Origin of the sequence: Microcoleus anatoxicus, assembly GCF_042465725.1 — a bacterium.
Lineage (GTDB): Bacteria > Cyanobacteriota > Cyanobacteriia > Cyanobacteriales > Microcoleaceae > Microcoleus > Microcoleus anatoxicus.
This window is the reverse complement of the sequence record NZ_CP120853.1, coordinates 5381364-5405431: the sequence shown is the minus strand read 5'-3', so window position 1 is coordinate 5405431 and position 24068 is coordinate 5381364. Positions and strand designations below refer to the sequence as shown.

Below are 24068 nucleotides of genomic sequence, written 5' to 3'. Positions count from 1 at the left end.
CTAATAGTTTATCGAGACACAAAAAATTGTACAGTTTGAGAATTAGGAACAGAGAAAATGCGGGTACTAAACTTCTTCTTCATCTTTCTGATTTGTTTGGCTTTAGTCTTGTTCAGCATAGAGAATACAGAGCCGACAACTATTCAAATTATCAAAGGCTTCCAAGTTAAAGCTCCTTTGTCAGTAGAATTAATTATGGCAACTGGATTGGGGGCAATTTTAGCGTGGCTGTTTAGTTTGTGGTCCAGAATGCAGCGAATGCTCGCCTCTCGTGATGAGAGTCGTCAAGTTCGCGAAAAAGAGCAGCAAATTCAAGCTTTAGAACAGGATATCGAACGGTATAAAGCAGAAGTTGAAGCGAAACAACTTTTGTTAGAAAGTACAGAACCGTCCACCGTGGAAGATATCAAGAATGCGGTGGCGATCGCTAATTAAATCAAATATAGCAATCCTAAATCATTTGTGAATTTCTTACTCCCGGACCTTAGTAAGGTCCGGGTTGGGGTGGGGTAAAAATATTTACGACTCCTGCAAGGATTGCTATATAGGCTCGATCAACTAAAATCTAATATCAACTCGAATGACCATTGCCAAAGCCCAAGATGGTTTACAGACGATTTCCGAGGGGATCGCAATTTTAATTGACTTAGCAGAACGGGGAGAAATCAATCCTTGGGACGTTAAGGTGATTGAAGTGTTCGATCGATGTTTGAACAAGCTAAACGAGGCCCGTGATGCCGATAGTAGTGGGGATTTCTCTGATTTGTCCCACTCCGGTCAGGCATTTTTGTACGCTTCGATGCTGGTTTTGCTCAAAGCAGAAAGTATTGTCCTCTCGGAACCCCCCGTGAATGACTCCGCCGATGAGATTCCACTAGAAGAGGCAGAACACTCAGGAGGGCGACATTTGCCCCAGCATTTGGAGCGGCAACTGCGGCGTCGTGGTGTGGCTAAACTACCCCAAAAACGCCCGGTGACGCTTCCAGAACTGATTGAGCAGTTGCAGCTAATGAAAGCGGCAATGGAGGAGACAGTTGTTCCCCGGCGACGCACTAGCTCAAAAATGCGGTCTCAAGCGGCGCGGGCTATATTTGAGCTAGCTCACCAAGAAAATCTGGTGGAAACTGCTAGTGAACTGGAGCGGTTTTTGGGAGAACGCAATTTGGAAATTGATGAGGGTTGGCTGGACTTGGAACAACTGCTGGAACTCTGGCCTCATCACGATTTTCACTCGCCTGTTGAGTCGAACATTCCAGTCTCTATGGAGGAAACTGAGGCAACAAATTCGCCCAATCATGACCGCGTTGGTATTTTTTGGGCGCTGTTGCTATTGTCGGCTCAGTCTAAAGTAGAGTTGGTTCAAGAAGAGTTTTATCGAGACCTCAAAATCCGAGTTCTCCAAACTTAAACGGAAATGAGACTGACCGCTCCGAAACTAATAACTATGTTACTCCGTCGGTTAAGATTCCAGGCAGAAGCTCCCTAGCTGGAATTGTCTGGCTCAGTTTGGGAGGAAGACACTCACTCCAGTGCTAACTGATTCGTGATTCCTGATTGCTTAAATTCAGCGAAATCCCGAATCAGTGATTGATAGCCTGGTACTGTGTGGCAAATAAACAGGTAAGGATTTTAGTGCGATCGACAAATATAGATCGTAACCGCTAGCATCTAAGTGTTGAGTTGATATCAATTAACAAAGGGTTGAGGAAGTTAATAATGAAAGCGATGATTCTGGCGGCCGGTAAAGGTACTCGTGTCCGTCCCATTACTCAGACAATACCGAAACCAATGATTCCCATCCTACAAAAGCCTGTGATGGAATTTTTGGTTGAATTGCTTCGTCAGCATGGATTTGATGAGATTATGGTCAATGTTTCCCACCTAGCTGACGTGATTGAAAATTACTTCCGCGATGGTCAAAAATTTGGGGTGCAAATTGGCTATTCTTTTGAGGGACGGATTGAAGAGGGAAAAATGATCGGAGAAGCCGTCGGTTCGGCTGGCGGTATGAAGCGGATTCAGGACTTCTCACCATTTTTTGATGATACTTTTGTCGTGCTGTGCGGAGACGCTTTGATTGACCTGGATTTGACGGCTGCTGTCAAGTGGCACCGCGAAAAAGGGGCGATCGCTACTATTGTGATGAAATCGGTTCCCCGCAAAGAAGTTTCGAGTTACGGAGTTGTGGTAACAGACGATTCTGGTAAAGTTAAAGCATTCCAAGAAAAACCCTCTGTTGAGGAAGCTCTGAGTACCGATATCAACACTGGTATTTACATTTTTGAACCTGAAATATTCAATTATATTCCCTCTGATACAGAGTATGATATCGGTTCGGAATTATTCCCCAAGCTAGTAGCAGCAGGCGCGCCTTTTTATGGGATTAGCATGGATTTTGAGTGGGTGGATATCGGCAAAGTTCCTGACTATTGGCGGGCGATTCAAAGTGTACTATTGGGAGAAGTTAAAAATGTTTCGATTCCGGGAATTGAAGTTCGTCCCGGCGTTTATGCTGGTTTAAATGTAGCTGTGAATTGGGACAAGGTTGATATTACCGGACCTGTTTATATTGGCGGGATGACGATTATTGAAGATGGAGCCAAAATTGTTGGCCCGACGATGATCGGCCCCAATTGTTGGCTTTGCAGTGGGGCGACAGTGGAAAATAGCGTGATTTTTGAGTATTCCCGTTTGGGGCCAGAAGTGCGCTTAGTTGACAAACTGGTGTTCGGGCGCTACTGCGTTGATAAAACGGGGGCTGCGATCGATTTGCAAGCGGCGGCTCTCGATTGGCTGATTACTGATGCTCGTCAAGTTTTGCCAACTAAACAAAGAGAAGAACGGCAGGCGATCGCAGACATTCTCAGCACTACTGACTAATTGGTTATTGGTTATTGGTTAATTGTTATTGGTTGTTATTGGTTAGTTGTTATTGGTTCTTGGTTATTAGTTGTTGGTTGTGGGTTATTAGTTGTGAGAAATAACAAATAACAAATAACAACTAACAACTAACAACTAACAACTAACAACTAACAACTAACAACTAACAACTAACAACTAACAACTAACAACTAACAACTAACCAATAACTAACTAAGATTGAAGATAAGTATACTGGCTAAGACTCCTCTCATAATTTTGCAGCAAAAGTTGTGACTCCGAAAGAGTTATTTTATTTTGCTGCAATGCTTCCTCTGTCTGACGGCGGATGCTTTCAACCAAACTTTCTGCATCGTACTGTACATAGCTGAGAACTTCTTTCATCGTGTCCCCTTTCACAACGTGTTCGATATGATAGCCAGAAGGCGTTAGCTGAATGTGAACTGCATTTGCATCGCCGAATAAGTTGTGCAGGTTGCCCATAATTTCTTGATAAGCACCTCCCAAAAATAGCGCCAAATAGTAAGGTTGTCCGGGTTTCATAGGGTGGAGTTCCAAAACTGATTTGACATCTCGCAAATCGATAAATTGGTCGATTTTACCATCACTATCGCAGGTGAGATCCGCCAAAGTTCCTCGCTGAGTGGGTTCTTCATCAAGTCGATGGATTGGCATAATAGGGAACAATTGGTTAATTGCCCAACTGTCTGGTACGGACTGAAAAACAGATAAGTTGATGTAATAAATTGAGGCCATCACCTTTTCTAGGTCTTCCAAATCGTCGGATACATATTTTTTTTCCCGCGCGATCGCCTGGATTTTTTCGCAGCAAGCCCAATACAATTGCTCAGTTTTAGCCCGTTCCGCAATTCCCAAATACCCTAAGTTAAATAAACTGATTGCTTCTTGCTTAAACTGGATAGCATCGTGATAGACTTCTTGGTAATTTTCAGGACTAATAGATTGATAAATTTCGTACAAATTGCGCGGAATTTGGTGGGCGTTTTGGTCTACAGGTTCCGGCACTTCCCTCAGAACTTCGCTCGTACCAAGTACATCAAAAATTAACACAGATTGGTGAGATGCGATCGCCCGTCCGCTTTCGCTAATGATAATTGGTACTGCTACTTTTCGCTCGTCACAGGCATCTTTGACTCCCGCTACTACGTCGTTGGCGTAGTTTTGCATATTGTAATTTTTAGAGGCATGAAAATTAGTTTTAGAACCATCATAGTCAACGCCCAGTCCACCACCTACGTCCAAGTAGTTCATATTAGCTCCCAACTTAGCTAATTCTACATAAATGTGGCTGGCTTCTCGGATGGCATCTTTGATGACGCTAATCGATGAAATTTGAGAGCCGATATGGAAGTGCAACAGTTGCAAACAGTCTAGCATTCCTGCTTTTTTCAGCTCCTCGACAGCGCGGACAATTTCAGGAATAGTCAAGCCAAATTTTGCTCGATCGCCTGTGGAACCTCCCCAGCGGCCAACACCAGTGGTACTGAGTTTGGCTCGCACTCCCAAAATTGGTTTAATTCCTAATGCTTTGCCCGCGGCGATCGCCAGTTGCACTTCCTCTATTTGCTCAAGCACAACTACTGAAGTTTGCCCTAACCGCTGGGCTAAAATTGCCGTTTCTATATATTCGCGGTCTTTGTAACCATTGCAAATTAATAAAGCGCCTGGGTTTTTTAAGGTGGCTAAAGCTATCATTAATTCTGGTTTAGATCCAGCTTCCAAGCCGAAGTGGTGCGGTTGACCGAAACGCACCAAATCTTCAACTAATTGTCGGTGCTGGTTGCATTTCACCGGAAAGACACCGCGATAGACATTTTTGTAATTGTAGCGGGCGATCGCTCTGGCAAAACAAGAATTTAACCGCTCAATCCGGTCTTCCAAAATATCAGAAAATCGAATCAGTAGTGGCAGTGCCAAGTTTCGCTGTTTGAGAGATTCTACCAGTTCGCACAAGTCCAGGGAGCCGCCACGATCGCCTTTGGGAGATACTGTAACGTGACCGGCTGCATTGATCGAGAAATAGGGTTCCCCCCAACCTTGAATTCGGTATAGTTTCTCGCTATCTTCGATTGTCCAAGATTTCTGTGGAATTGGAGCAGTCGTTGACAAAGTAGTGTCTGGTGTCACCAAATTTGGGATACTTGGTGGCTGAGTCGATAGTGGCTCGATCGGGGAGGAAGCAGCAGTGGCAGGGGAACTCATCTTCTCGGAAACCTTAAAATGACTGGTCGAGTAGTTAGTTTATCGCAGATATCGGGTTTCCTGATGTACTGGAAAATTCACTTTGTGACTGTGCCGCGATCGACCTCAAGGTTAGATCGATGAAAATTGCGATCGAGGTATTTTCAACTAACAGATTTTAGCCAAAAATCATTTCAGGTGGCGCCATATCAGCCCCCATAATCATGCCCCCATGACTGGGAGACTTTTTCACACCAGGTTTAGGTGCGGAGGTGTCGCGCGCCGTCGCTGGTGCAACGGATGCAGGTGGTGTCGCCAAATTGGCCGGTACTGGCTGCCCCCCTGGCACAACGGGTTGTTGCGATAGCCAAGCCACACCCCCCACAGCCCCAGCCATTAAAGCCGTATACCCGATATACAAATGGGCTGAATTCATTTGAAAGCCATCGTCTGAGTCCGATTCGGAAACCGACAAATAGGAGTTGAGATTGCCACTGGCATCGAGTTGGGGCAAAGCATCTGCCATTGCAGTACCGTTGAGTCCCACGGCATCGCCGATCCGACGGATGAAACCTCTAACGTAGATGTCTTGGGGGAGTTTCTCAATTTCCCCATTTTCGATCGCTTCGATGTGGTGCAGCGGCACCAGGGTTTGACTGTGGATGTGTTGGATAGATAAGGCTCTAAGTTCCCTTCCCAGGCGCAATTCTCTCCCCAACTCACACAAACAATCTTTCCGTTGTTGAATAGCCAAAGCTAGTGCTTCTTCCTTAGTGAGTTTCTTGTGTTTCTGAAGAAAAGAAAATCCTGGGAAGGAGTTTCCTTTAACTACCACAGCACCGGGTGTAGCTGACTCAACTTGGCCTTCGTCTGGGGGAAATTGTTGGTTTGGTTCGAGAGTTTCGGTATCTCGAAGATCGGCATTTTCAGTGTCCGACTCTGTTTTGGGTAGCAATTCCACAGTAGTGCTACGACGATAAAAGATGGGAACAGATACTTGTGACGGTTCTAATTCTCTGACTGCCGTAAATTCTGTAGCTTTGCTCAGCAGCGGACTTGTCAGGGAAGAACTTCCCATAGTAGAACTTGCCAGGGCGAAACTCTCCGGGGCTAGTTGTAGTTCCGTTTTTTGTGATTTGGGGAACCGCTGAAATGCTAGTTTGACCGCTTCTCGGCTAACCGCTCTAATTAAAATTTCCGCTGCCGATGCCGCTTCGCCCAACATAGTTTGCAAGCTAGCTAGAGCGTGGCTGTAGGTGTCGCTACAAAGTAGTTCAGCTTCTATTTGACCAAGGACAGAGCGAAAACTTTCTTGAGAAACTTCAATAGTTGTGTGATCTGTTACCCCAAAATAAGCATCGGGTTTCAGTGCCATGATATTTATGTTGTTTTACTACAAGGTATCTGAGTAACTTATTCGACAAGTTGGTACTGATTCCGGATGCCATTAGGGGGAGAGTCGAGTAGGGCTAAGCTCCCTTGATTTGCTATTGATGAAGTGGTCGCTGGGGATTTGTAACTGGTGATTCATGCTTGGGATCTTGCCTCACCAATCACTAATCACCAATCACTAATCACCCTTCGACTTCGCGGTTCAGTCAGCGTAGTCGAAGGGCAGGGCGACACCAATCACTAATAACTAATAACTACTGCTTGTTGATGCGATCGAGCAACCACAGAGCTCCGACAATCCCGACAAAGTGGGCTAAAGTAGCGTGAATGTTTGCCAGCACTACAAATATATCGAGGGGCTGAATGAACCGACTGAAATCGACGGCTGCACCGAATAAAACTTGGGGCTGAGATATAGATTTGACAAACAAGGTACCACCGATCGCTTCTGCTCCCAGCAGCGTCAGCAGCATCCCCGACAAATTACTCATCAGTGTTAATCGTACTTCTTGAATTGTGTCTGCCTTTTTGGGGCGGACACCGGTGGCGGGCGATCGCAGTTCTTTAGACAAGCGAGTAAACCGAAAAGCCCGATAGGCGCTGTAGCCGAGGGCTAACAGCCCGCACACAGCCAACAATACACCTCCCCCTGTTCCAGCACTGGTCTGGCTCGTAGCGGAGGAACCACTGGACAGGGCAGACGGGACTGCCAGCAGCAAAATTAGCCCCGCCACCACGCCGAGCACTGCTTGGACCCAGAAGCAAGTCCAGCCCGCAGTCCGCAGGGCAAAGGCAACTCGCTGTGCCGCTAGGGGAAGATTATCTGTATCTAACTGATTTGTCATATATGCAGCAGTGTAACTGGTTAGGTTTAGCTAGGAGTTTTTGGTAGCAGGGACTGGAGACCAAAAGAGTTTAAGGTATCAGACCGTGGGAGCAATTCTTTAATTCTTCAATCTCAAATTTTAAATCTCAAATTGATTTATGGCGGGTTAACCGCTTCTAAAAATCTAGGTATTTTGTCAACTTTCACAAACCCTCTTTACAATGGGAGAAGAAACGTTTAAGAATTGTAACTAACATTGGATTTCACATTTAGATACTAGGCACTGAGGCAATTAAAGCAATGACACCAATACAACCCACCATAACTCCCAAGCTGTCACAGCCAAAATTTGGCTTCAACAACTACGCTGAAAGGCTCAATGGTAGAGCTGCGATGATCGGCTTTATTCTAACTTTGGCGATCGAGTATGCCACAGGGCAGGGCTTACTGTCCTGGTTAGGCCTCAACTAATTTTAGCGTGCTGTCAGCCTCACATCGGCTCGAACGCCAGGGAATAGTCGGTGTGAGTTCTCTGTTGAGTGTCACCAGTTCTCGAATTGATTAGAATATCCACAAGAAACAATATCAGAGACTTTTCTGTCTTGGGATACTTGTTATCAAAACGGTAGAGCTGGATTATGATGTGTCGATCGGGCAAAAAATTGATTTGACAAGGTTGGCAATTTGACCGGGCTCCCGTACAATGCCCCACAGGCGAGAATGTTAATCTAGGTTAAGCTAGTATTTGAGCTAGAAATCCCGAATGTTCCGCCAGCTCTCAGCTTTAGAGATTGTAGATAAATATAGAAAAGAGTAAACAGCAATGAATGCTTCATGGACGCGACTTTTAAGGTCTGCTTACCGTAGAGATCCTATTACCAGCTTTGTTGTGACAGTGGGCGTTGTCGATGCAGCGATCGGCAGTATTGGTGCTAGTGGTTCTTTATTGGCTTTTGGGCTAGGTACCGCTGGGGTGGCGATCGCCCTGAGATTCTGGCAGAGTTACCGCTCAGGAGCCGAACAGCCTGCACCTGCTCCCGAATACTATCTCCCCCCTCAGTCTTCTCGACCTCAGTTACCCACACTCAACAACCTATCTAAAAAAAATCCTCCCTATGAAGGGTACTGAGTAATGGTAATGGGCTGACGCACATATCACAAAAGGGAAGGAAATGTGAGTTTCCTTCCCTTTGTTTTTGTTGTTTTGTGTGTAGTTTTGTCGATCGCCGGATTGAGGGTTTTGGGCTTTTAATTTTTTCCGCAAAGCTTGCTGTTGTTTTTTTAACTGTCGAGATCGGGCTGAGCCACCTTTACCTTTGGAGTTTCTGCCTTCACTGCGGGGAGACTCCCAACTCTTCAGTCTCATGTTGTTATTTTTGTATACTATTTTTATAGTACACTCTGGCAATTTCACTGTCAAGTAGTTTCAGTATCTGGGAAACCAAAACTAAAAAGCGTAGTGGCACGGATTTATCCATTAGTATCAACTTAACGTCAAACCCTGTCACAGACTGCTGTTTGACTATTAAGGCCAGATCCCCCCTAGCCCCCCTTAAGAAGGGGGGGACAGGAGTCTTCTCTTTCGTCCCCCTTCCCCCATCCCCCCTTGGGGGGGGCAGGGGGGGGTGGGGATTTAGAGGGGGATCTAGACTTGGCTATGAACGAGAGATACCAAGGGTTTCAGGCGATTGTTGACACCAATGGGATTTATCCTGCCACTACGCAACAGTTTAGAATCCCCGTGTCTTTAGACCGGGGAGATGTCAAACCCCAACCAAAACCCCTGACTGCTGCTGACTTTCACTCACCAATTCCTCTAAATCAGCGCAGTAAATTTCACAACTATTATTGGGACTTTCAGTCAGCTTAATCTTGTGCAACTCTGCTCCCAATTCACGAACGGGCGATCGTAATAATTGGCAAATACGAACCGCAATATTTTCCGCAGTCGGTACAACATTTTCAAAATAAGCAATATCCTTATTTAAAAAAGTATGATCGAAAGGTTCAACAACATAATCATCAATAGCCTTTTGCAAAGCTCCCAAATCCGCAATCATACCAGTCCGCCCATCAATTTCCCCTTTCACCGTCACATCTAAATGATAGTTGTGACCGTGACCATGAGGACGAGCGCACTTGCCGTAAATTTCCGAATTTTCTTCCCAGCTCAAATCTGGACGGGCTAACCGGTGGGCGGCGCTAAAATGAGTAGACACAGTTAGATAAGCTTCCATTCCGTTTCCTAAATATTCGGCCCAAAGTTCTGGGTGTTCAAACAATTGAATTTTGCTCACAGGTAAATGAGGAGCTAGCCTCCGCCAGATTTCCCGTGCGATGTTTTCGGTAGTTGGCAAAGTCTGCTGAAATTCCGGCCACGCTTCGTTAAGGTAGGAAAAATCGAGATGGTTGGTAACTTCCCGCTTAATGACGTGCTTGACATCAGACAGGTTCAACACCATGCCGTACTCATCAAGTTCTCCTATCATAGAAACATACAGGACGTAATTGTGTCCGTGTCCCGGTGCGCGGGCTGTTGGGCCAAACCGCTCAAAATTTTCGGCTTCGCTCAACTCCGGTAGCCAGTAACGATGACTCGCCGAAAACTGTGCCCGACGATTGATGATGCACTGCATAAAAGTCAAGTAGGGTAAGCTTGTAAAGTTCTGTAAAGGACTTACTTCTTAAGGATAAACTAATTTTTGCTGGAATTTTTCGATACTTTGAGGGTGCTGTACATGAATTGCGACCAATTTTCCAGATATGGGCAAGGGGCGGGCTCTCCCGCCGAGCCCACAATCAAATTTACTCTTTGGGGAACAGGCATCTTGCCTGTTCTTGAGCATAGTGCAAGATTTTACATTAATTCTATAAACAGATATCAGATATCAAGTACCCCTAGCAAACATCTTCTCCCCATCAGTTGCTAGCCCATCGGTTAGGAATCTTTGGCATAAAAAGTGCGATCGACTTTTTTGCAACACAGGACACTCTCAAGTAGAAGTTTTTCGGATAAACTCTGCAATAATTAGCCGTTTGCAGTTCCATGACAACCAAAATTAATCACCGGTTCCCAACCATCTATTACCCCTTACCCAATATTAATGAATTGGATTACTGTAAAAGCCAAACATTTTTTTGAACAACTATCTGGTGCGATGATGACCCCACTATTTTATGTGGGCGATGCTCATCTTTCCATTGCTGCCATCCTCAAACTAATTTTACTAGCTATAGTTTCCTTTTTTGTAGCTCGCATCATTAGTGAAGGAATCAAGCGTAGCGTCCTAGTTAGGATGGGATTAGATCGAGGTAGTCAAGAAGCAATTTCTACCATAATTGGCTATATTTTGGCAACTTTCGGTTGCATCATCGTCCTGCAAGGCGCAGGCATCAATCTCACTTCTTTAACTGTCCTAGCCGGGGTTGTGGGTATTGGTTTTGGCTTTGGCTTGCAAAATCTAGCCACTAACTTTATCAGCGGTCTCACTTTACTATTTGAACACCAAATTAGAGTGGGAGATTTTATTGAAATAGACAATTTATTAGGAACAGTCGAAAATATTTCGATTCGTTCCACGATTATTAAAACCATAGACGGTCTTTTTGTTATTATCCCCAATATTAAATTTGTTGAAACTAACATTATTAACTGGAGTTATAGAGACCCTAGATGTCGCCTACATATCCCCGTTGGCGTTGCTTACGGCACCGATCCAGTTTTAGTTACGGAAGCACTCTTAGTCGCTGCGAGGAAGGAACCAAATGTTTTGTCACATCCTTCTCCGAAAGTTTGGTTTCGCGGATTTGGAGATAATGCTTTAAACTTTGACCTTTTGGTTTGGACTGACCAGCCCCAGGAAAGTGATGCCATCAAAAGTGCCGTCAATTTTTTAATTGACTACGAATTTCGCAACCGCAACATCGAAATTCCTTTTCCTCAACAGGATTTATGGCTGCGAAATCCGCAAGAATTAACTAAAATACTTGAAAATCACAACAATGATATTTCCAATGGCAACGTTTTTCCGCACCATGTCCCAAACTCAGCAGAATCCAATGGTCATGTTACTCCTCCCAAACAATCTGTACCGAAGTCTCTAAATAATTGGAATTTGCGCGATTTGTTGCGACGAGTAACTTATTTTGAACAATGTACAGATTTAGAACTACGACAATTAATTGAATATGGCTACCGACAACTGTTTCCAGCAGAACAGGTTGTATGCAAAGAAAACGATCCAGGCGATTCTTTCTATATTATTCTTTCGGGTTCTGTAGAAGTTCTTTCTCAAAAAACTGGTAAGTATATTGCTACCCTTCACGAGGGGGAGTTTTTTGGGGAAATATCTTTGCTGTTGGGAACTCCGAGAACCGCGACTGTTAAAACTAGCGCGGATTCAATTTTGTTTGTAGTGGAACGCCATGATTTGAAAAAATTATTAGTAGAACAGCCAAATTTAGCCGATCAAATTGCTCTCAAATTGTCGGAACGTCAACAAGCTTTAAGAGATTTGGGATTGTTGGATGATGATTCTTTGGAACAAACTCCTTTTCTTAAAGTTAGGAAACGAATTCAAGTTCTTTTTGGAATTTGAAAGCAGGAAAACGATTTTATGGGCATTTGTGGGACTCGGAGGGCCGACACTCTTGGCACAGCCCCTACCAAGAATGAAACCGCCGTGCCCCAAGGGGGTAAGAAGAAAGCAGGAAGCAGCTAGAGGGATGGAAAATTTAATTTTTAAGCTTTTATTTTTAATTCAGCTTGTGCTTCCCGTCGCAGTCTCGTGGCAATTCTAAACAGTTCTTGACCTGTATGCAAGTGCCGATCGTCGTAGTTTAAGGTAAATAAATGTAATTCTTCTATGCCATCTCCGACTTGATTGATGCAGTAGTAAAGATGAGCGGCTACTCCGGCCACGTTAGATGGATTAGGCATGGAACGAAAAAACTTTTGAGCTTGTTTGAGAAACTCGCGACTGGCTTCGAGATAGGTTTGAAAATTTTCTATCAATTCGTCATCAAAAGGGTCTGCTGATAATTGGTCAATTTCTTTTTTGAGTGGTTTCAATATGTTGTTGAGAAATCTATTCACGGGTTTGTATACTTTAATCAGCCACTGTTCCATGTGTTCGTCGGCATCCCGTGCAGTGGCTGTTTGCTGGCGGCTGATGTTTTCGTTGGAAACGGGTTGTGCTTGCTGTACGGTGCGATCGCAAATTTGGCGATCGTAGGATTGTCTTTGCTGGGCATCTCCTAGTATTTCGTAGGCTGCATTCAGCCGGACAATTTGTTCGTGACCGGCGGTTTGGCTGTTACTATCTGGATGAAATAATTTGACTAAACGGCGGTAGGCTTGTTTAATCTCGGCTTGTGTTGCGGTTGGGGTGACGTTTAGGGTTTGGTAGTGATTGCTAGGCTCAGACACGCTTTTATTTCCTTGAAATTTGATAAATTACGCAAAAATCATTGACAATAGTTTCATGTTTTGCTATACTTTTAAGTATTTACTTGAAACACAATAAATTTAAGTGTCAGTAAAAAACCTAAGTTTTCCAATTATTATAAATCTGTTTGAAAAAAACAGCGGTTGTTGAGAAATTTGTAGTGCAAAGCGGCGACTTCTTCAAGAAGTCGCCGCTTTCGGTTTTGGGTTTTTCAGGCAAAATCAATGGAATCTGTTTAGCTAAAACTCTTACTTGTGGCCAGATTTGGGAATCTCCACCACGGGTGCATCCACTCCCAGGAGCAAATCGTTAGGATTAATAATCTCCACCACAGGCTCGTTTAATGCCACCACCAAACCGTCATACTCAGGATTAACGGGGGATTGAGCAAACTGGGGACTGAAGGATTGGCGGCCACTACTGACACCAGACACTACCGCGACAAACAAAGCTGCGATCGCGCATCCACCCCAGACTATCATCCGTTTCGGCTTGCGTTCAACTCGCTGCAACACCTTGGCGGCCAACTCCTGTGCCGATTGTTCCGAAGCCGGTATCGGAAGAGCCTGAAAACTATGCTGCATAGTTAGCAGTCGCGAGTACAAAGCTTTAGTAGCGGGGTCATTTGCTAGCCATTCCTCAACTTGTCGCCGTTCGGTAGCAGTAACTTCGCCATCGAGGTAGGCGCTGAGCATTTCAAAGCGATCGCAAGTCATAGTAGTTACATTCCCCTGAGCATGATTTTTTTGAGCTTGATGCCTAGCGAGTGAATCCCCGCCACCTTGGTGATGCTGATTGTGTTCCGATTCAAAGTTAGATTTCATAATTTCTACTGCTTCCTCACATTTGGGAAAGTATCGCTTCTCCCTTAACATTATTTACAGCTTATTTATATTGACATATAGAAGTTTTGATGTTATAGCCAACTGGATCAAATCTTCTGTTGTGACCTGTCAAATCACTAGACTAATTACCGTCTAGATATTTTTGCAATTGCAACTGCAATCTTTGGCGAGCTCTGGCAATTCTCGACTTGACAGTGCCGAGAGAAACTCCTGTCATTTCAGCTATTTCTTCATAGGCTAAACCTTGGATTTCTCGCAACACAATGGTCGTGCGGAATACTTCTGGTAAATCTGCGATCGCCGAGCGCAATTGGTCGTAAAATTCTCTGGTCGTCAAATCTTCCTCCGGTCCCGGACAATCTGCCGGAATCTCCCAATCCACTTCCCCATCTTCGAGAGTACGGGGTACGTCCAGGGAGAGGGGAGTTCGGATGCGCTTGCGCTTCCGCAGCTCATCATAAAATAAATTTGTGGCAATGCGACTCAGCCAGCCCCTAAATTTGACCGGCTCTTGTAAGCGATTGATATTTCGATAAACTCGAATCCAGACTTCCTGAGCCAAATCAGCGCGGTCTTGCCAGTCAGGGGCCAAGTGATAGAGAACGCGATCGACATGGGATTGATATCGCTTCAACAGTTCTGAAAAAGCAGCGCTTTCAGGTAGATTTCCTTCCTGACACCGCAACACTAAGTCATAGTTAGAGAGTTTTTCCGCTGGCAATTGCACTCTTTGAACGGTCGCCACAACCGCAGACCAGGACACTGAAATAAAGTCACTCATGGGTGGAATCGGGTCATCGAACATTCCATGATTTTTGACGTTGCGCTATCTTCGGAAGTTCCCAAACAGGTCAATAGACAGGAGAGAGTGGGCAGGGCTAGGGGGGGTGACTTCTTGCTTCTAACCAGCAACTTCGCACGCACCAATATTAACCCAACTACTAGAACCATCAGCCCAATGTTCCTTTTTCCAAATGGGAACATTATGTTTGAGCGTGTCTATCCCGTACTGACAAGCTGCAAAGGCCTCCCGTCGGTGGGGACAGCCCACGGCTACCAACACGCTGATTTCCCCCACCTCCAAGCGTCCGACGCGGTGATGAATGACTACTCGATTGACATCAGCCCACTGGCGACGAATTTCCGTGGCGATTTGCTGGAATACTCTCACCGCCATTGGTTCGTAAGCTTGGTACTCTAGGGCAATTACAGGTTTACCCTCAGTTTGGTTGCGGACAGTACCGCTCATCAATACCACCGCTCCGTTAGCTTCGTCATCTGCCAAAGTGTAGATTTCTTCTACAGATAAAGGGGCAAAAGTAATGGCAAAACTGTCTTGCCGATTGCGTTGAGGAACTGTGTTGATGGAAAGAGCAGCGCCAGAATTCATGGTGTGGAAATAGTGCTGGAGAACTTAATTTATCTTGACATAATGCCAGTGGCGATCGCTCGATGTTTACCGGATCTAATTTATTATCGATCGCACTGTAACCAATCAATCAGCAAATTGTAGGCGATCGACAGTATGATTTATCTATCCGAGAATCAATCTCCCACCCCAAGCCATCTGTTGATTCCCATCGCAATGATACAAATACCTAAAATCTGAGCGTCCGAGCATTCCCCCCTCACCCAAAATTTTCAGCAGCCGATGTAAACTTTATTGATTTTTTGGCCATCCAAGCTGCTGACATGGCATCATATACCTGTGCAGGATTCAGGCAAATAGTCTAATATTCGGTAACAGCAAGACCCTAACAGTTCTTTGTGCCTTCTGTGACACATAAGTTAATAATTAGAGCTTGTAATCGATTTTTTGATCTGAGTCTCCAGCGACAACAGTTAACAACAATCATGAGGAAACTATGGAAGCACTAGCATTGAACCACTCTTTTGTTGCTTATGAATCTCCAGAGTCTGAACTCCAACTCAAGTCCTTAGACGAACTGGGTTTAAAAATTCCTAATTCTGCATGGGTAGGCGTTGTAGGTATGGCCGTAGCTTTATCTGTTGTGAGTATTCCTGGGGAAGCCCAGGCAAGTTGTGGGTATCGCAAATGCGGTGGTCATCACAAGTATCACAGCTCTACCCAAGTTGTTACCAACGGCGGCCGACTGAATATCCGCCACCGACCCACTAAATGTTCTCATGTCATTGGCAAGTTATATGATGGAGATTATGTGGCATTGAGTGGTCGTTACAAACATGGTTGGGCCCAACTCGCAAACGGTGGCTGGGTATCTGCTGCCTGGATTCAATAAATCTTAACTAGAAAAGTTTATTTTTCTAGAAAGAGTGTTAATCGTTACCAAGTCGAGCCTGGTAACGATTATTTTCAATAGCAACCGCAAGTTTAAACTTTACCGCCACCGATCAGGTAAAGTAAGGCCATCCGCACCGCCACCCCGCTGGTAACTTGCTGAGAAATGAGACTAAATTGGGGATCGTCCATCAAATCAGAACTAATTTCCACGCCACGGTTCACCGGGCCAGGGTGTAAAACCTTGACATCGGGTTTGCAGAGTTGGAGTCGATCGCGCGTAATCCCATACAGAGAATGATACTCTCGTAAACTCGGTAGCAAATTCTGGCTCATCCGTTCCTTTTGCAGGCGCAAAGTCATCACAAAATCAGCATCGGCCAAAGCAGGTTCGAGATGCCAGTGCAAATATAACTTGCCTTCCCTACCTTGGCCGCACTCACCAAACAAAAGTGGCAGCAAAGTAGGCGGTCCGGCGAGGTGAACTTGAGCCCCGGAAGCCGTTAAACTCCAGATATTAGACCGGGCTACCCGCGAATGCAAAATATCCCCAACCACAGCAATTTTTTTGCCTGCTAAAAGTTTCAGTCTCGGACGTTCGGGATCTAAAACAGAACAGATAGTAAAGAGGTCTAACAAACCTTGGGAGGGGTGTTCGTGCTGACCATCTCCAGCATTGAGAACACTGACTCTCGAACCCAATCGATCCATTTCCGAGGCAATGGTGCTAGGCACTCCCGCCTGTCCGTGGCGGACTACCATCACATCCGTCCCCATCGCCAGATAAGTCTTCGCCGTATCGAGAATCGTCTCTCCCTTGGTCAGAGAAGAACTACCGGGGGTAAAATTGAGGGTATCGGCAGAAAGTCGCTTTGCAGCCAACTCAAAACTATTGCGAGTCCGGGTAGAAGGCTCAAAAAACAAGTTCGCCACGACTTGACCCTGCAAAGCTGGCACTTTCTTGGTGCGGCGGCCTAGTACCTCCCGAAAACTCGCCGCCGTTTGCAGCACTGTATCGTATTCGTCGGAAGTAAAATCAGCCAGAGTGAGAATGTGGCGCCGAGTCCAAGTCATAGAGTTAAGTCGAGAGTAGCAAGTTTCAAGTGAACAAACCTGACCGTCAACTGAGTACAGTTAGACCGCAGGCTTCTTTTTCCTTTTTTGCAAAGGCTGTTTTGAGTGACGGAGTTCCCCCGCCACTTTCTTAAAAGACTCCTGAATGCGGATTTGTGTACAGCCGCCCAGAATGTTCGATCGAGATTTAGTGATAATCTTGACATCCACCCCGGCGTAAACGCACGGGGATTCCTAAGACTCACGATACTTTGCCTTGAATCCTTTGGGATTGGCAATCTTTTCGCCAGTGCTTAGAGTGAGCAAGCTTGTAACTCCCAGGTCGATGCCGACTTGATTATCTGTTTTGGGTAGTGTTTCAATTTCAACATCTACCAGCAGAGAAACCGACCACCTACCTGATGGTGCAAGCTTCACGCTTAAGGTTGATGGTATGGCACCATCAGGTAGTGTCCGGCTCCAGCGAATTGGTAACGCTTGTGTGCTTTTTGCTAGGTAGACTTGTCCATCTCTGAACTTAAATGCGCGGGTAAATTCTGCACTACCACCATTGCGTTTCTTTTTGAAGTTAGGATATTTTGCCCGCCCATCAAAAAAGTTGGTATAAGCCGTTTGTAAATGTCTCAAGCATTGCTGTAATGGCACACAGCTAACTTTGTTCAGAAAATCTAGTTCTTCGGTTTTCTTCCATTCAGTTAACATTGAAGAAGTCTCAGCATAGCCTACCCGTTTCTGTTCTGCGTACCAAGCTTCCGTTCTTGTGGCTAAAGCACGGTTGTAGACCAAACGAACACAACCCAAAGTACGTCGCAACAAAATTTCTTGTTCCGGCGTTGGGTAGAATCGATAGCTGAAGGCTTTTAGTGTCATGCTGACCTTAAGTACGCTTCACATACTAGCACGTCTTGTGTGAAATGGTAGATATTAACAAAAATTCATGTAAAGCCGTCCTTTTAGGACGGGGTTTCAGACCCATTTTTTTGATGAACAGTATCCAACAAATTTTGACAACCTTTGCCGCCAGTACAGTTATAATGGGTTTGTATAGCTGTAGTATGCTGCCCCCTAACCACATCCAATCTCACAAATTACACGCTAACAGTGTACCTATGGCAATCTCGCTCAAAGTCGAGTCAGCAGCAGCCAGCCAAACACCTTCGCTTCTGTCTGCGACTCCAGGGATGCAGCTATCAGACACTGCAAAGATAGTCACAGTTACAGTCTACGAACCAGACTCTGAGTGCAAAACACTGATGCCCCAGCCAATTTCACTCCCTGCTGAAAACTCGCTGTTGGCAGCAGTCTCTAAGATTCTGGAAAGACAATATGGCGGTGACTTGAACTTTGCTTATCGGGTAAGTGTCGATCGAAGCAGTGGCAAGGCTATAATAGATTTGAGAGTCTCCCCCGACTCCAAACGTACTCTGACTTCCATGTCAACCTGCGAACAACTAGCTATCTTCGGCAGTTTGCGCCAAACTCTAATCGCTAACCCAATGTGGAACGTGAAACAAGTGCAGTTCACATCGCGGGGAGAAGACATTTCGCTGTAGCATCTAGCTCTAGTTGCGGGAATTTGCCAAATCTTGTCAAAAACACGACTGCGGCAGTCATCGCACCTATAAAAAGCTAGAAATAGTCAAGGCCACCCATAACCAGTCGCTAATCAACAGCAGATAGCGGTGGCTCTTAAAAGATGATTAATTCTTTAGAGTCAGTCTTGACTATTAAGTCTTGCTTATAGCCCCTTGTCAAAACCAACGATGTTAAGATATAAGTTGAAGATGTAGCTTCCCGAAAAAAATCTACACGTATCTTGGTGAAACTGTTCTTGGCGAAACTGCGACAAATAGTGAGAGCCGGGAAGTTGTAATTACAAACAAGATTTAAACAATTCAAGAGGTATTATGAACCAGCAGGTTATACAGCCGATGGTTAAGTTCCAGCGTCAGGTGCAATCTCTCGTCACGTCTGACATCATCAAGCCGACAGACAGCATTTGGAAGATTGCTCTGCTATACGGCGACGAATGGCCCTACTGGAAGCAGCAACTCACAGAGTTTGACTTTTCCATGCAAGACCCCGTGAGCGAGTTGTTAGCTGTAGAAGCTTGGGACGAAGAATAAGAGCAACGACAAGAAAGACTAGGGTGTTTAGAAATAGGGGGTTTCCAAACATCCTCAGAGCTGATACTAAATAAAGGTTTTTTTGAGCGACTTTTGCTGACTTAAAGAAATCATGAACAAAAAATACAGGTTCTAATATCAAATCCGTTAGCATCGGAATAGTAAATTCGAGCTCACTGTTCACTGTTCACTGTTCACTGTCAACCGTCAACCGTCAACTGTCAACCGTCAACTGTCAACATCACCTGACGGTGTAACCGGAAATGATATAACTTCTGCCTGCCTTCAAAGGCAAGCTGCTAAAGCTTGAGCTAATTGTTTAGCAGTTTGAAACCTGTCCCCTGGTTTAGCTGCGGTGGTTTTTAAGATAATTTCTCGCAATTTTGGGGTAATAGTGGGAATATTTTCGAGCTTAAAACCATAACCTCCAGCTATCTTGCCGTAATACTTTTGCGGGCCGTTGGCGGTGAGCAAAAAAATCAAAGTAGGGCCAATAGCATATAAATCCGACTGAGGAAGAGGCTGTCCCCGGTCTTGTTCAGGCGCTGTGTAACCTTCAACGCCGATGCGAGTACCCGGAGGAGTGCCAATTTCTTTAACAGCGCCAAAATCGAGCACTGAAATGCCATTGTCTCGATGTCGGACTAGCAAATTAGCAGGTTTAATATCCCGGTGGACGATGGGAGGTTTTTGAGAGTGAATGTATTCCAAAACTTCACAGCTTTGAATCATCCACTCTATAGCCTGCTGCGGAGTAACAGGGCCGCGGTTATAGATGCGTTTTTCTAAATCCTCGCCGTGGAGCATTTCCATCACCAAGTATTTTTTGCCCCCTTCGACAAAAAAGTCAAAAAACTGAGGAATTCCGGGATGATGGAGAGATTTGAGGGTCTTAGCTTCCCGTTCAAAAAGTTCTTGAGCTTTGGCGATTTGAGCCATGTCAGCATTCATTTCCTTGAGAACTACCAAAGAAGCTGCGGGGGAACTTCCTGGTTGTTGAGCTTTTGCTTTGTCTCGATCCCAAGCTAAGGTGGTTGTTCCCATACCGCCTTGACCCAAAGTTCGTAGCACTTGGTAGTTTCGCACCGTGCGCTCGACTTTAATCGGTTCGCCACAGTGGATGCAGAATAAATTACCAGGGGGGTTTCCCGCGTGGGTGCATAGGGGAGAGGGACGAGCAATGGGAGGCATGGTTTCGATTTTGCCACCACAAGCAATGGTGGTGACTTGGAAATGTAGCAGTGGGCCACCTCGCGCCAATTGGATTAAAGCACCGTCGGATATCCATCCCTGAGATAAGAGCATACCGTTAACAAAAGTCCCATTAGTCCCAGAATTGACTAAATACCACTGACTAGACGCACCACTTTTAATTCTTTGCAATTCCAGGTGCTGCCGGGAGACTAGAGCATTGGGGATCACAACGTGATTTTCAGGAGAACGGCCGATGCGAACAATGGATTCGCTTTCAAAACTCCACTGTTGCAGAGGGGTATTTTGTTCTGGATCTAAAAGGGTCAGCAGCATTTTCAATTGATGTGGTTGAGATCCGTTGTTTGGCAGTGGCGGGCAAAAGATAATTTACAGGTTGAGAGTATAGGGAATTAAGTAAGGAAATTTTAAGGATTAATAACTAAAAATTAAACATAATTAAATTTGGTAAGATTCAAGGGGGAATTTTTGGTTTTGAATCAGAAACAACTAACAACAGATGCGCTGATTTTCCTAGGAGTTGTAGCCAGAAGTTTGATTAAATCTTCATAATAGCGTAATTTTTATTAAAGATTTGATAAACATGATTATTGGAGATGTTTCTGGTGGGTATTCATGTGTAAAATTACGGAGCGCTAAGTCCACGGGGTTAAAGGTAACAAATGCCGATCGGGGATTGTCGATCGCTTATAAGAAGTGGGCAATTGGGGTATTTGGTATTTTTAATTGACCTACTTTAGCAGAGGAAGTTCAAAAACAAAACTCCTCGATCCAATACTTGACAATACAAAATTAGGTGAACAATGACTAATATTTTACGTAAATTTACTGTAGCTGTGACAGGTACTGTTCTGGGATTTGCCTTGACTGGGGTCAACTCAGCACAGGCGGCCTCACTTAATTTTAGTTTAAGTTTTTTTGATTCGAGTAACTCTCTAGTAGGTGAAGGCTCCTTCAGCTATGATGGCTCGACTCCTTATCAAGACACTATTTTATCTAGCTTCTCAATGCCGCCCCTAGAAATAAAAGCGAGCAATCAATGGTTCGCGCTCACAAGCTTTTCGGCAACGGTATGGGGGCAATCCTGGAATTTGTCTAAAGCGAGTTCAGGAGACAGGGGTCAACTACTTTCTCCTTTGCTGTGGGCGCCCTTCGATCCGGTGAAAACACGGTTTGTGTTTGATGCTAAGGTCATAGGCAGTGGAGTTATAGCTCAATTAGCAAGTCAATGGGCTTTTGGTAATTATCGCATTCTGCCAGCTTTGGGAATATTTGGCGAAGGTTTCGGTGCTGGCGGAGGGAGGATTAGTTGGATGCAATCGGGTGGGGGACAATCCAATGGAAAATCCGTCAACACTGGATATTTGATAGTAGAGGAAATCCAGCCCTGCCATGAAAATTCAGAGGCTGTTCCCGAACCTGCGACTGTTGCAGGTTTAGGTCTGGCGGCCGCTGGCTTGGGAGCGGCCAAGAAAAAGTTGGCAGCCTCCAAAGTCTAAAATCGGGATGGCCCGACTAGGGCGCGAATCACAATGGCTGTGATATTGTCATGACCATTGTGTTTGTTGCCTAGTTCTATTAATTTAGCTACTCCTTGGTCTAAATTAGCTTGTGAGTCCAAGAGTGGTTCGAGACAGGTCTGCCAATGGGTTTCCAACACATTATTGTCTGTCAGACCGTCAGAAGCCAAAATCAATAAAGTATCTTCTGACAATTCTAAAAACTGGACATCAGGCTTGAGAAAATTACTGTCTCGTGGACCGATCGCTTGAGTTAGTTGATAGGCATCGGGGCGAGAATAGGCTGTTTCGGGGTCAACCCCGCGCTTAATCTCGCGCTGGCCTACTTCATGGTCTGAGGTAAGTTTTTCTAGGGTTTGTCCTTTTCGGAGTTGGTAGAGGCGGCTGTCGCCTACATGGGCAAAGGCCACTTGGGTGTCTTGAACTAAGACTGTGACTAGAGTTGTACCCATGCGACCACTGCCGGAACGGCTTTCCTTTTGGTTGATTTCAAAGATGGCTTTGTTGGCTAATAAAATGCCCTTGCGGATAGTTTCTGCGGAAGGGAGTTGATTTTCCCAACTGGTTTGAAAGAATTCTCTGAGGGTTTCGGCGGCTAGTTGACTGGCGACTTCGCCGCTGTCGTGTCCGCCCATGCCGTCACAGAGAATGTACAGTCCTTTGCTTTGGAAGGTTCTACCGAAGGATGTTTCGAGCTTGTTGATTTGAGTCCAGATGCTGAAGAAGTCTTCGTTGTGGGCGCGCTGGAGTCCGACATCGGTGATACCTGCGTCTTCCAAGCTGTAAATCTGCACTGGCATCGGCTGGGTTAAGACTTCCCCTGGGTCGGGACTGGGTTCGTCGGGTTTGCCAAATTGGAAGCGTGTCGGAGTGGAAGTTTTTGCTGGTGCGGGTTGGAGTTCTAGGGGGACGGTCTCTAGGCGCGATCGCAATTCGTCTATGGTATGAATTTCGCCCCTGTACATTTCTTGCAGGAGTTCGAGCAAGGCGCCAAACTGGGTGCGATCGGACTGGTTAAATATGGTCTGCCACAATTGCCCCAAATCTAGCAGTTGCAGGTTGGAGTCGGGGGGTTCGGGATAGAGACGTTGCACCCGCAAAGAGGCTAATGCAAAGGAAGAGTCGGGGTTGACTCGCAAATTTGTCAGTTCCAACAAACTTTGGCGACAGCGCCAGGGTTCTAGGGCTGCCCACAGTTCTGTCATTTCGTGGAGCCAGTACAGAATTTGTTGGGTGGAGGTTTCGGGTTGACTCCAGCGTTCTATCAGGGGTGGCCACTGGGAGCAGTCTTCTAACAGCAGCACTGCTTGTTGGTTTTCTAGCCAGCTATCGTGAATGACTGGCAGGTTTTGGGAGAATTGCCATCGGAGAGCTAGATAAGGTTCGGCTATGCCTTGGCACAGGTTTTCTAGGGCGGAGTCGGTGAAGTTGGCTCTGGCTTCTAGGGCTCCTCTGTAGGGGGATGCTCGTTTGGCGACGGTGGCAGAATTGGCTGCTAGGAGGGCTTTGAGGGGTGACATTTGCAGTGGCTGACAGTCTAAAACTGTTACGGCTACTGTGTCTGAGGGTTTTATTGGTGGTAGGGTTTCTAAGAGTTGGTAGCGCTGCTGGTTGTCGAGATAGGCTCCGGCTGGCTGGGAAGGGATTAAGTTTTGGGGGTTGGAAGTGGGGACTTCGGATGCTTGGGGGGGGATGTTGGCGATGGTTGGGCGATCGGGATTTTCTGTGGATTCCTGGTGGGCTTCAGGGTCTGTGGTGGTGTCCAAATTGCTTTGGGATGGGGTTATTTGGCTGTCTAGTGGTGCATTAGTGCTTTTTTGGTCTGTTTGAAAGGATTCGGGGACGATCGCACTCACGCCGACTACAGCATCGATTGGTGATTCAACTGCTGCTGGGACTAATGCTGGGTCTTGGGCTGGGGTGATGATTTCTGTTGGAGTTGCGTCTGTTGGGGGTTCAACGGAGTTGGCGATGGGGGTGCTTTGGGGCACAGTGTCTGGTTGTGGTGGCTGTTCCTCTGTCTCGACTGCTGGCAAATTCGATCGACCGCAAATAATTGCTTGCCACACTTGACCTGTTGCGGTGCCACAATTCTGACATTCTTTGGCGCTCACAGCGACTTGGACGCCGCATTGGGGACAAGATTTGTAAGTTAGGGAATTTCCGCATTGTTGACAAAACTTGTTTTGATTGGGATTTTCAAACTGGCAGCGGGGACAGAGGAGCATAGGGGTTAAAAATTTGAAGATGTGCGATCGAATTTGAGAGGGAGGGAGTTTTGGGT

Annotated in this window: 21 protein-coding genes and 1 pseudogene; 10 read left to right on the top strand and 12 right to left on the bottom strand. The window is 45.7% G+C overall.

Annotated features, from left to right (window positions below; all coding sequences use genetic code 11):
• The first annotated feature begins 57 nt into the window (after positions 1 to 57).
• The 3 genes from P2A85_RS23450 (at position 58) to P2A85_RS23440 (ending at position 2880) form a co-directional block, all read left to right on the top strand.
• Positions 58 to 435 carry a LapA family protein gene (locus tag P2A85_RS23450; protein ID WP_377475761.1) on the top strand — a complete coding sequence of 126 codons (378 nt, stop codon included), beginning with the start codon at positions 58 to 60 and terminating at the stop codon, positions 433 to 435.
• Between the two features lie 145 nt (positions 436 to 580).
• Positions 581 to 1408, top strand: coding sequence for a segregation/condensation protein A (locus tag P2A85_RS23445; RefSeq protein WP_377475759.1), 828 nt, complete (start codon positions 581 to 583; stop codon positions 1406 to 1408).
• A 308-nt stretch (positions 1409 to 1716) separates the two neighbouring features.
• Complete coding sequence (locus P2A85_RS23440; RefSeq protein ID WP_377475757.1) at positions 1717 to 2880, top strand: sugar phosphate nucleotidyltransferase; 1164 nt, start codon at positions 1717 to 1719, stop codon at positions 2878 to 2880.
• A 213-nt stretch (positions 2881 to 3093) separates the two neighbouring features.
• Here P2A85_RS23440 and speA read toward each other — a convergent pair whose 3' ends face one another.
• From speA to P2A85_RS23425, 3 genes are all read right to left on the bottom strand, one after another.
• Complete coding sequence (gene speA, locus P2A85_RS23435; protein ID WP_377475756.1) at positions 3094 to 5103, bottom strand: biosynthetic arginine decarboxylase; 2010 nt, start codon at positions 5101 to 5103, stop codon at positions 3094 to 3096.
• A 157-nt stretch (positions 5104 to 5260) separates the two neighbouring features.
• Positions 5261 to 6457 carry a helix-turn-helix domain-containing protein gene (locus tag P2A85_RS23430; protein WP_377475755.1) on the bottom strand — a complete coding sequence of 399 codons (1197 nt, stop codon included), beginning with the start codon at positions 6455 to 6457 and terminating at the stop codon, positions 5261 to 5263.
• A gap of 271 nt (positions 6458 to 6728) precedes the next feature.
• Positions 6729 to 7319 (bottom strand): DUF3611 family protein, encoded by a 591-nt coding sequence (locus P2A85_RS23425; protein ID WP_377475754.1) that lies wholly within the window; start codon positions 7317 to 7319, stop codon positions 6729 to 6731.
• 281 nt (positions 7320 to 7600) lie between these two features.
• On the opposite strand from P2A85_RS23425, the gene P2A85_RS23420 reads away from it, so the two are divergent.
• Positions 7601 to 7771 (top strand): hypothetical protein, encoded by a 171-nt coding sequence (locus P2A85_RS23420; RefSeq protein WP_341730581.1) that lies wholly within the window; start codon positions 7601 to 7603, stop codon positions 7769 to 7771.
• 352 nt (positions 7772 to 8123) lie between these two features.
• A complete protein-coding gene (locus P2A85_RS23415) occupies positions 8124 to 8429 on the top strand; it encodes a hypothetical protein (protein ID WP_341730582.1) in 306 nt (101 codons plus the stop codon).
• A gap of 634 nt (positions 8430 to 9063) precedes the next feature.
• Here P2A85_RS23415 and P2A85_RS23410 read toward each other — a convergent pair.
• Positions 9064 to 9936, bottom strand: coding sequence for a 6-carboxytetrahydropterin synthase (locus P2A85_RS23410; protein ID WP_377475752.1), 873 nt, complete (start codon positions 9934 to 9936; stop codon positions 9064 to 9066).
• 468 nt (positions 9937 to 10404) lie between these two features.
• On the opposite strand from P2A85_RS23410, the gene P2A85_RS23405 reads away from it, so the two are divergent.
• A complete protein-coding gene (locus P2A85_RS23405; RefSeq protein ID WP_377475751.1) occupies positions 10405 to 11898 on the top strand; it encodes a cyclic nucleotide-binding domain-containing protein in 1494 nt (497 codons plus the stop codon).
• A gap of 143 nt (positions 11899 to 12041) precedes the next feature.
• On the opposite strand, the gene P2A85_RS23400 is transcribed toward P2A85_RS23405, so the two are convergent.
• The 4 genes from P2A85_RS23400 to P2A85_RS23385 form a co-directional block, all read right to left on the bottom strand.
• A complete protein-coding gene (locus P2A85_RS23400) occupies positions 12042 to 12728 on the bottom strand; it encodes a J domain-containing protein (protein ID WP_340524964.1) in 687 nt (228 codons plus the stop codon).
• A 267-nt stretch (positions 12729 to 12995) separates the two neighbouring features.
• Positions 12996 to 13571 (bottom strand): anti-sigma factor family protein, encoded by a 576-nt coding sequence (locus P2A85_RS23395; protein WP_377475749.1) that lies wholly within the window; start codon positions 13569 to 13571, stop codon positions 12996 to 12998.
• Between the two features lie 142 nt (positions 13572 to 13713).
• Positions 13714 to 14373 carry a sigma-70 family RNA polymerase sigma factor gene (locus P2A85_RS23390; protein ID WP_377481658.1) on the bottom strand — a complete coding sequence of 220 codons (660 nt, stop codon included), beginning with the start codon at positions 14371 to 14373 and terminating at the stop codon, positions 13714 to 13716.
• A 120-nt stretch (positions 14374 to 14493) separates the two neighbouring features.
• On the bottom strand, positions 14494 to 14982 hold the full coding sequence (locus tag P2A85_RS23385) for a molybdenum cofactor biosynthesis protein MoaE (protein ID WP_377475748.1): 489 nt from the start codon (positions 14980 to 14982) through the stop codon (positions 14494 to 14496).
• Between the two features lie 475 nt (positions 14983 to 15457).
• Here P2A85_RS23385 and P2A85_RS23380 point away from each other — a divergent pair, with 475 nt between their 5' ends.
• Positions 15458 to 15853, top strand: a complete 396-nt coding sequence (locus P2A85_RS23380; RefSeq protein WP_341730589.1) for an SH3 domain-containing protein — start codon at positions 15458 to 15460, stop codon at positions 15851 to 15853.
• 92 nt (positions 15854 to 15945) lie between these two features.
• On the opposite strand, the gene P2A85_RS23375 is transcribed toward P2A85_RS23380, so the two are convergent.
• A complete protein-coding gene (locus tag P2A85_RS23375; RefSeq protein WP_377475747.1) occupies positions 15946 to 16926 on the bottom strand; it encodes an aspartate carbamoyltransferase catalytic subunit in 981 nt (326 codons plus the stop codon).
• Positions 16927 to 17166: 240 nt separating this feature from the next.
• Positions 17167 to 17796, bottom strand: a pseudogene (locus P2A85_RS23370) (RNA-guided endonuclease InsQ/TnpB family protein); the annotation flags it as partial.
• Positions 17797 to 17909: 113 nt separating this feature from the next.
• On the opposite strand from P2A85_RS23370, the gene P2A85_RS23365 reads away from it, so the two are divergent.
• Complete coding sequence (locus P2A85_RS23365) at positions 17910 to 18479, top strand: hypothetical protein (protein WP_377475745.1); 570 nt, start codon at positions 17910 to 17912, stop codon at positions 18477 to 18479.
• 354 nt (positions 18480 to 18833) lie between these two features.
• Entirely contained in the window at positions 18834 to 19052 is a 219-nt protein-coding gene (locus P2A85_RS23360; RefSeq protein WP_341730593.1) for a DUF4327 family protein, read from the top strand.
• Between the two features lie 285 nt (positions 19053 to 19337).
• Here P2A85_RS23360 and P2A85_RS23355 read toward each other — a convergent pair whose 3' ends face one another.
• Entirely contained in the window at positions 19338 to 20579 is a 1242-nt protein-coding gene (locus tag P2A85_RS23355) for an FHA domain-containing serine/threonine-protein kinase (RefSeq protein ID WP_341730594.1), read from the bottom strand.
• A gap of 488 nt (positions 20580 to 21067) precedes the next feature.
• Here P2A85_RS23355 and P2A85_RS23350 point away from each other — a divergent pair, with 488 nt between their 5' ends.
• Positions 21068 to 21763, top strand: a complete 696-nt coding sequence (locus tag P2A85_RS23350) for a PEP-CTERM sorting domain-containing protein (protein WP_377475744.1) — start codon at positions 21068 to 21070, stop codon at positions 21761 to 21763.
• Here the strand turns inward: P2A85_RS23350 and P2A85_RS23345 are convergent.
• Entirely contained in the window at positions 21760 to 24012 is a 2253-nt protein-coding gene (locus P2A85_RS23345; protein WP_377475743.1) for a serine/threonine phosphatase, read from the bottom strand. The two genes, P2A85_RS23350 and P2A85_RS23345, sit on opposite strands and share 4 nt — an antisense overlap.
• Between the last annotated feature and the right edge of the window lie 56 nt (positions 24013 to 24068).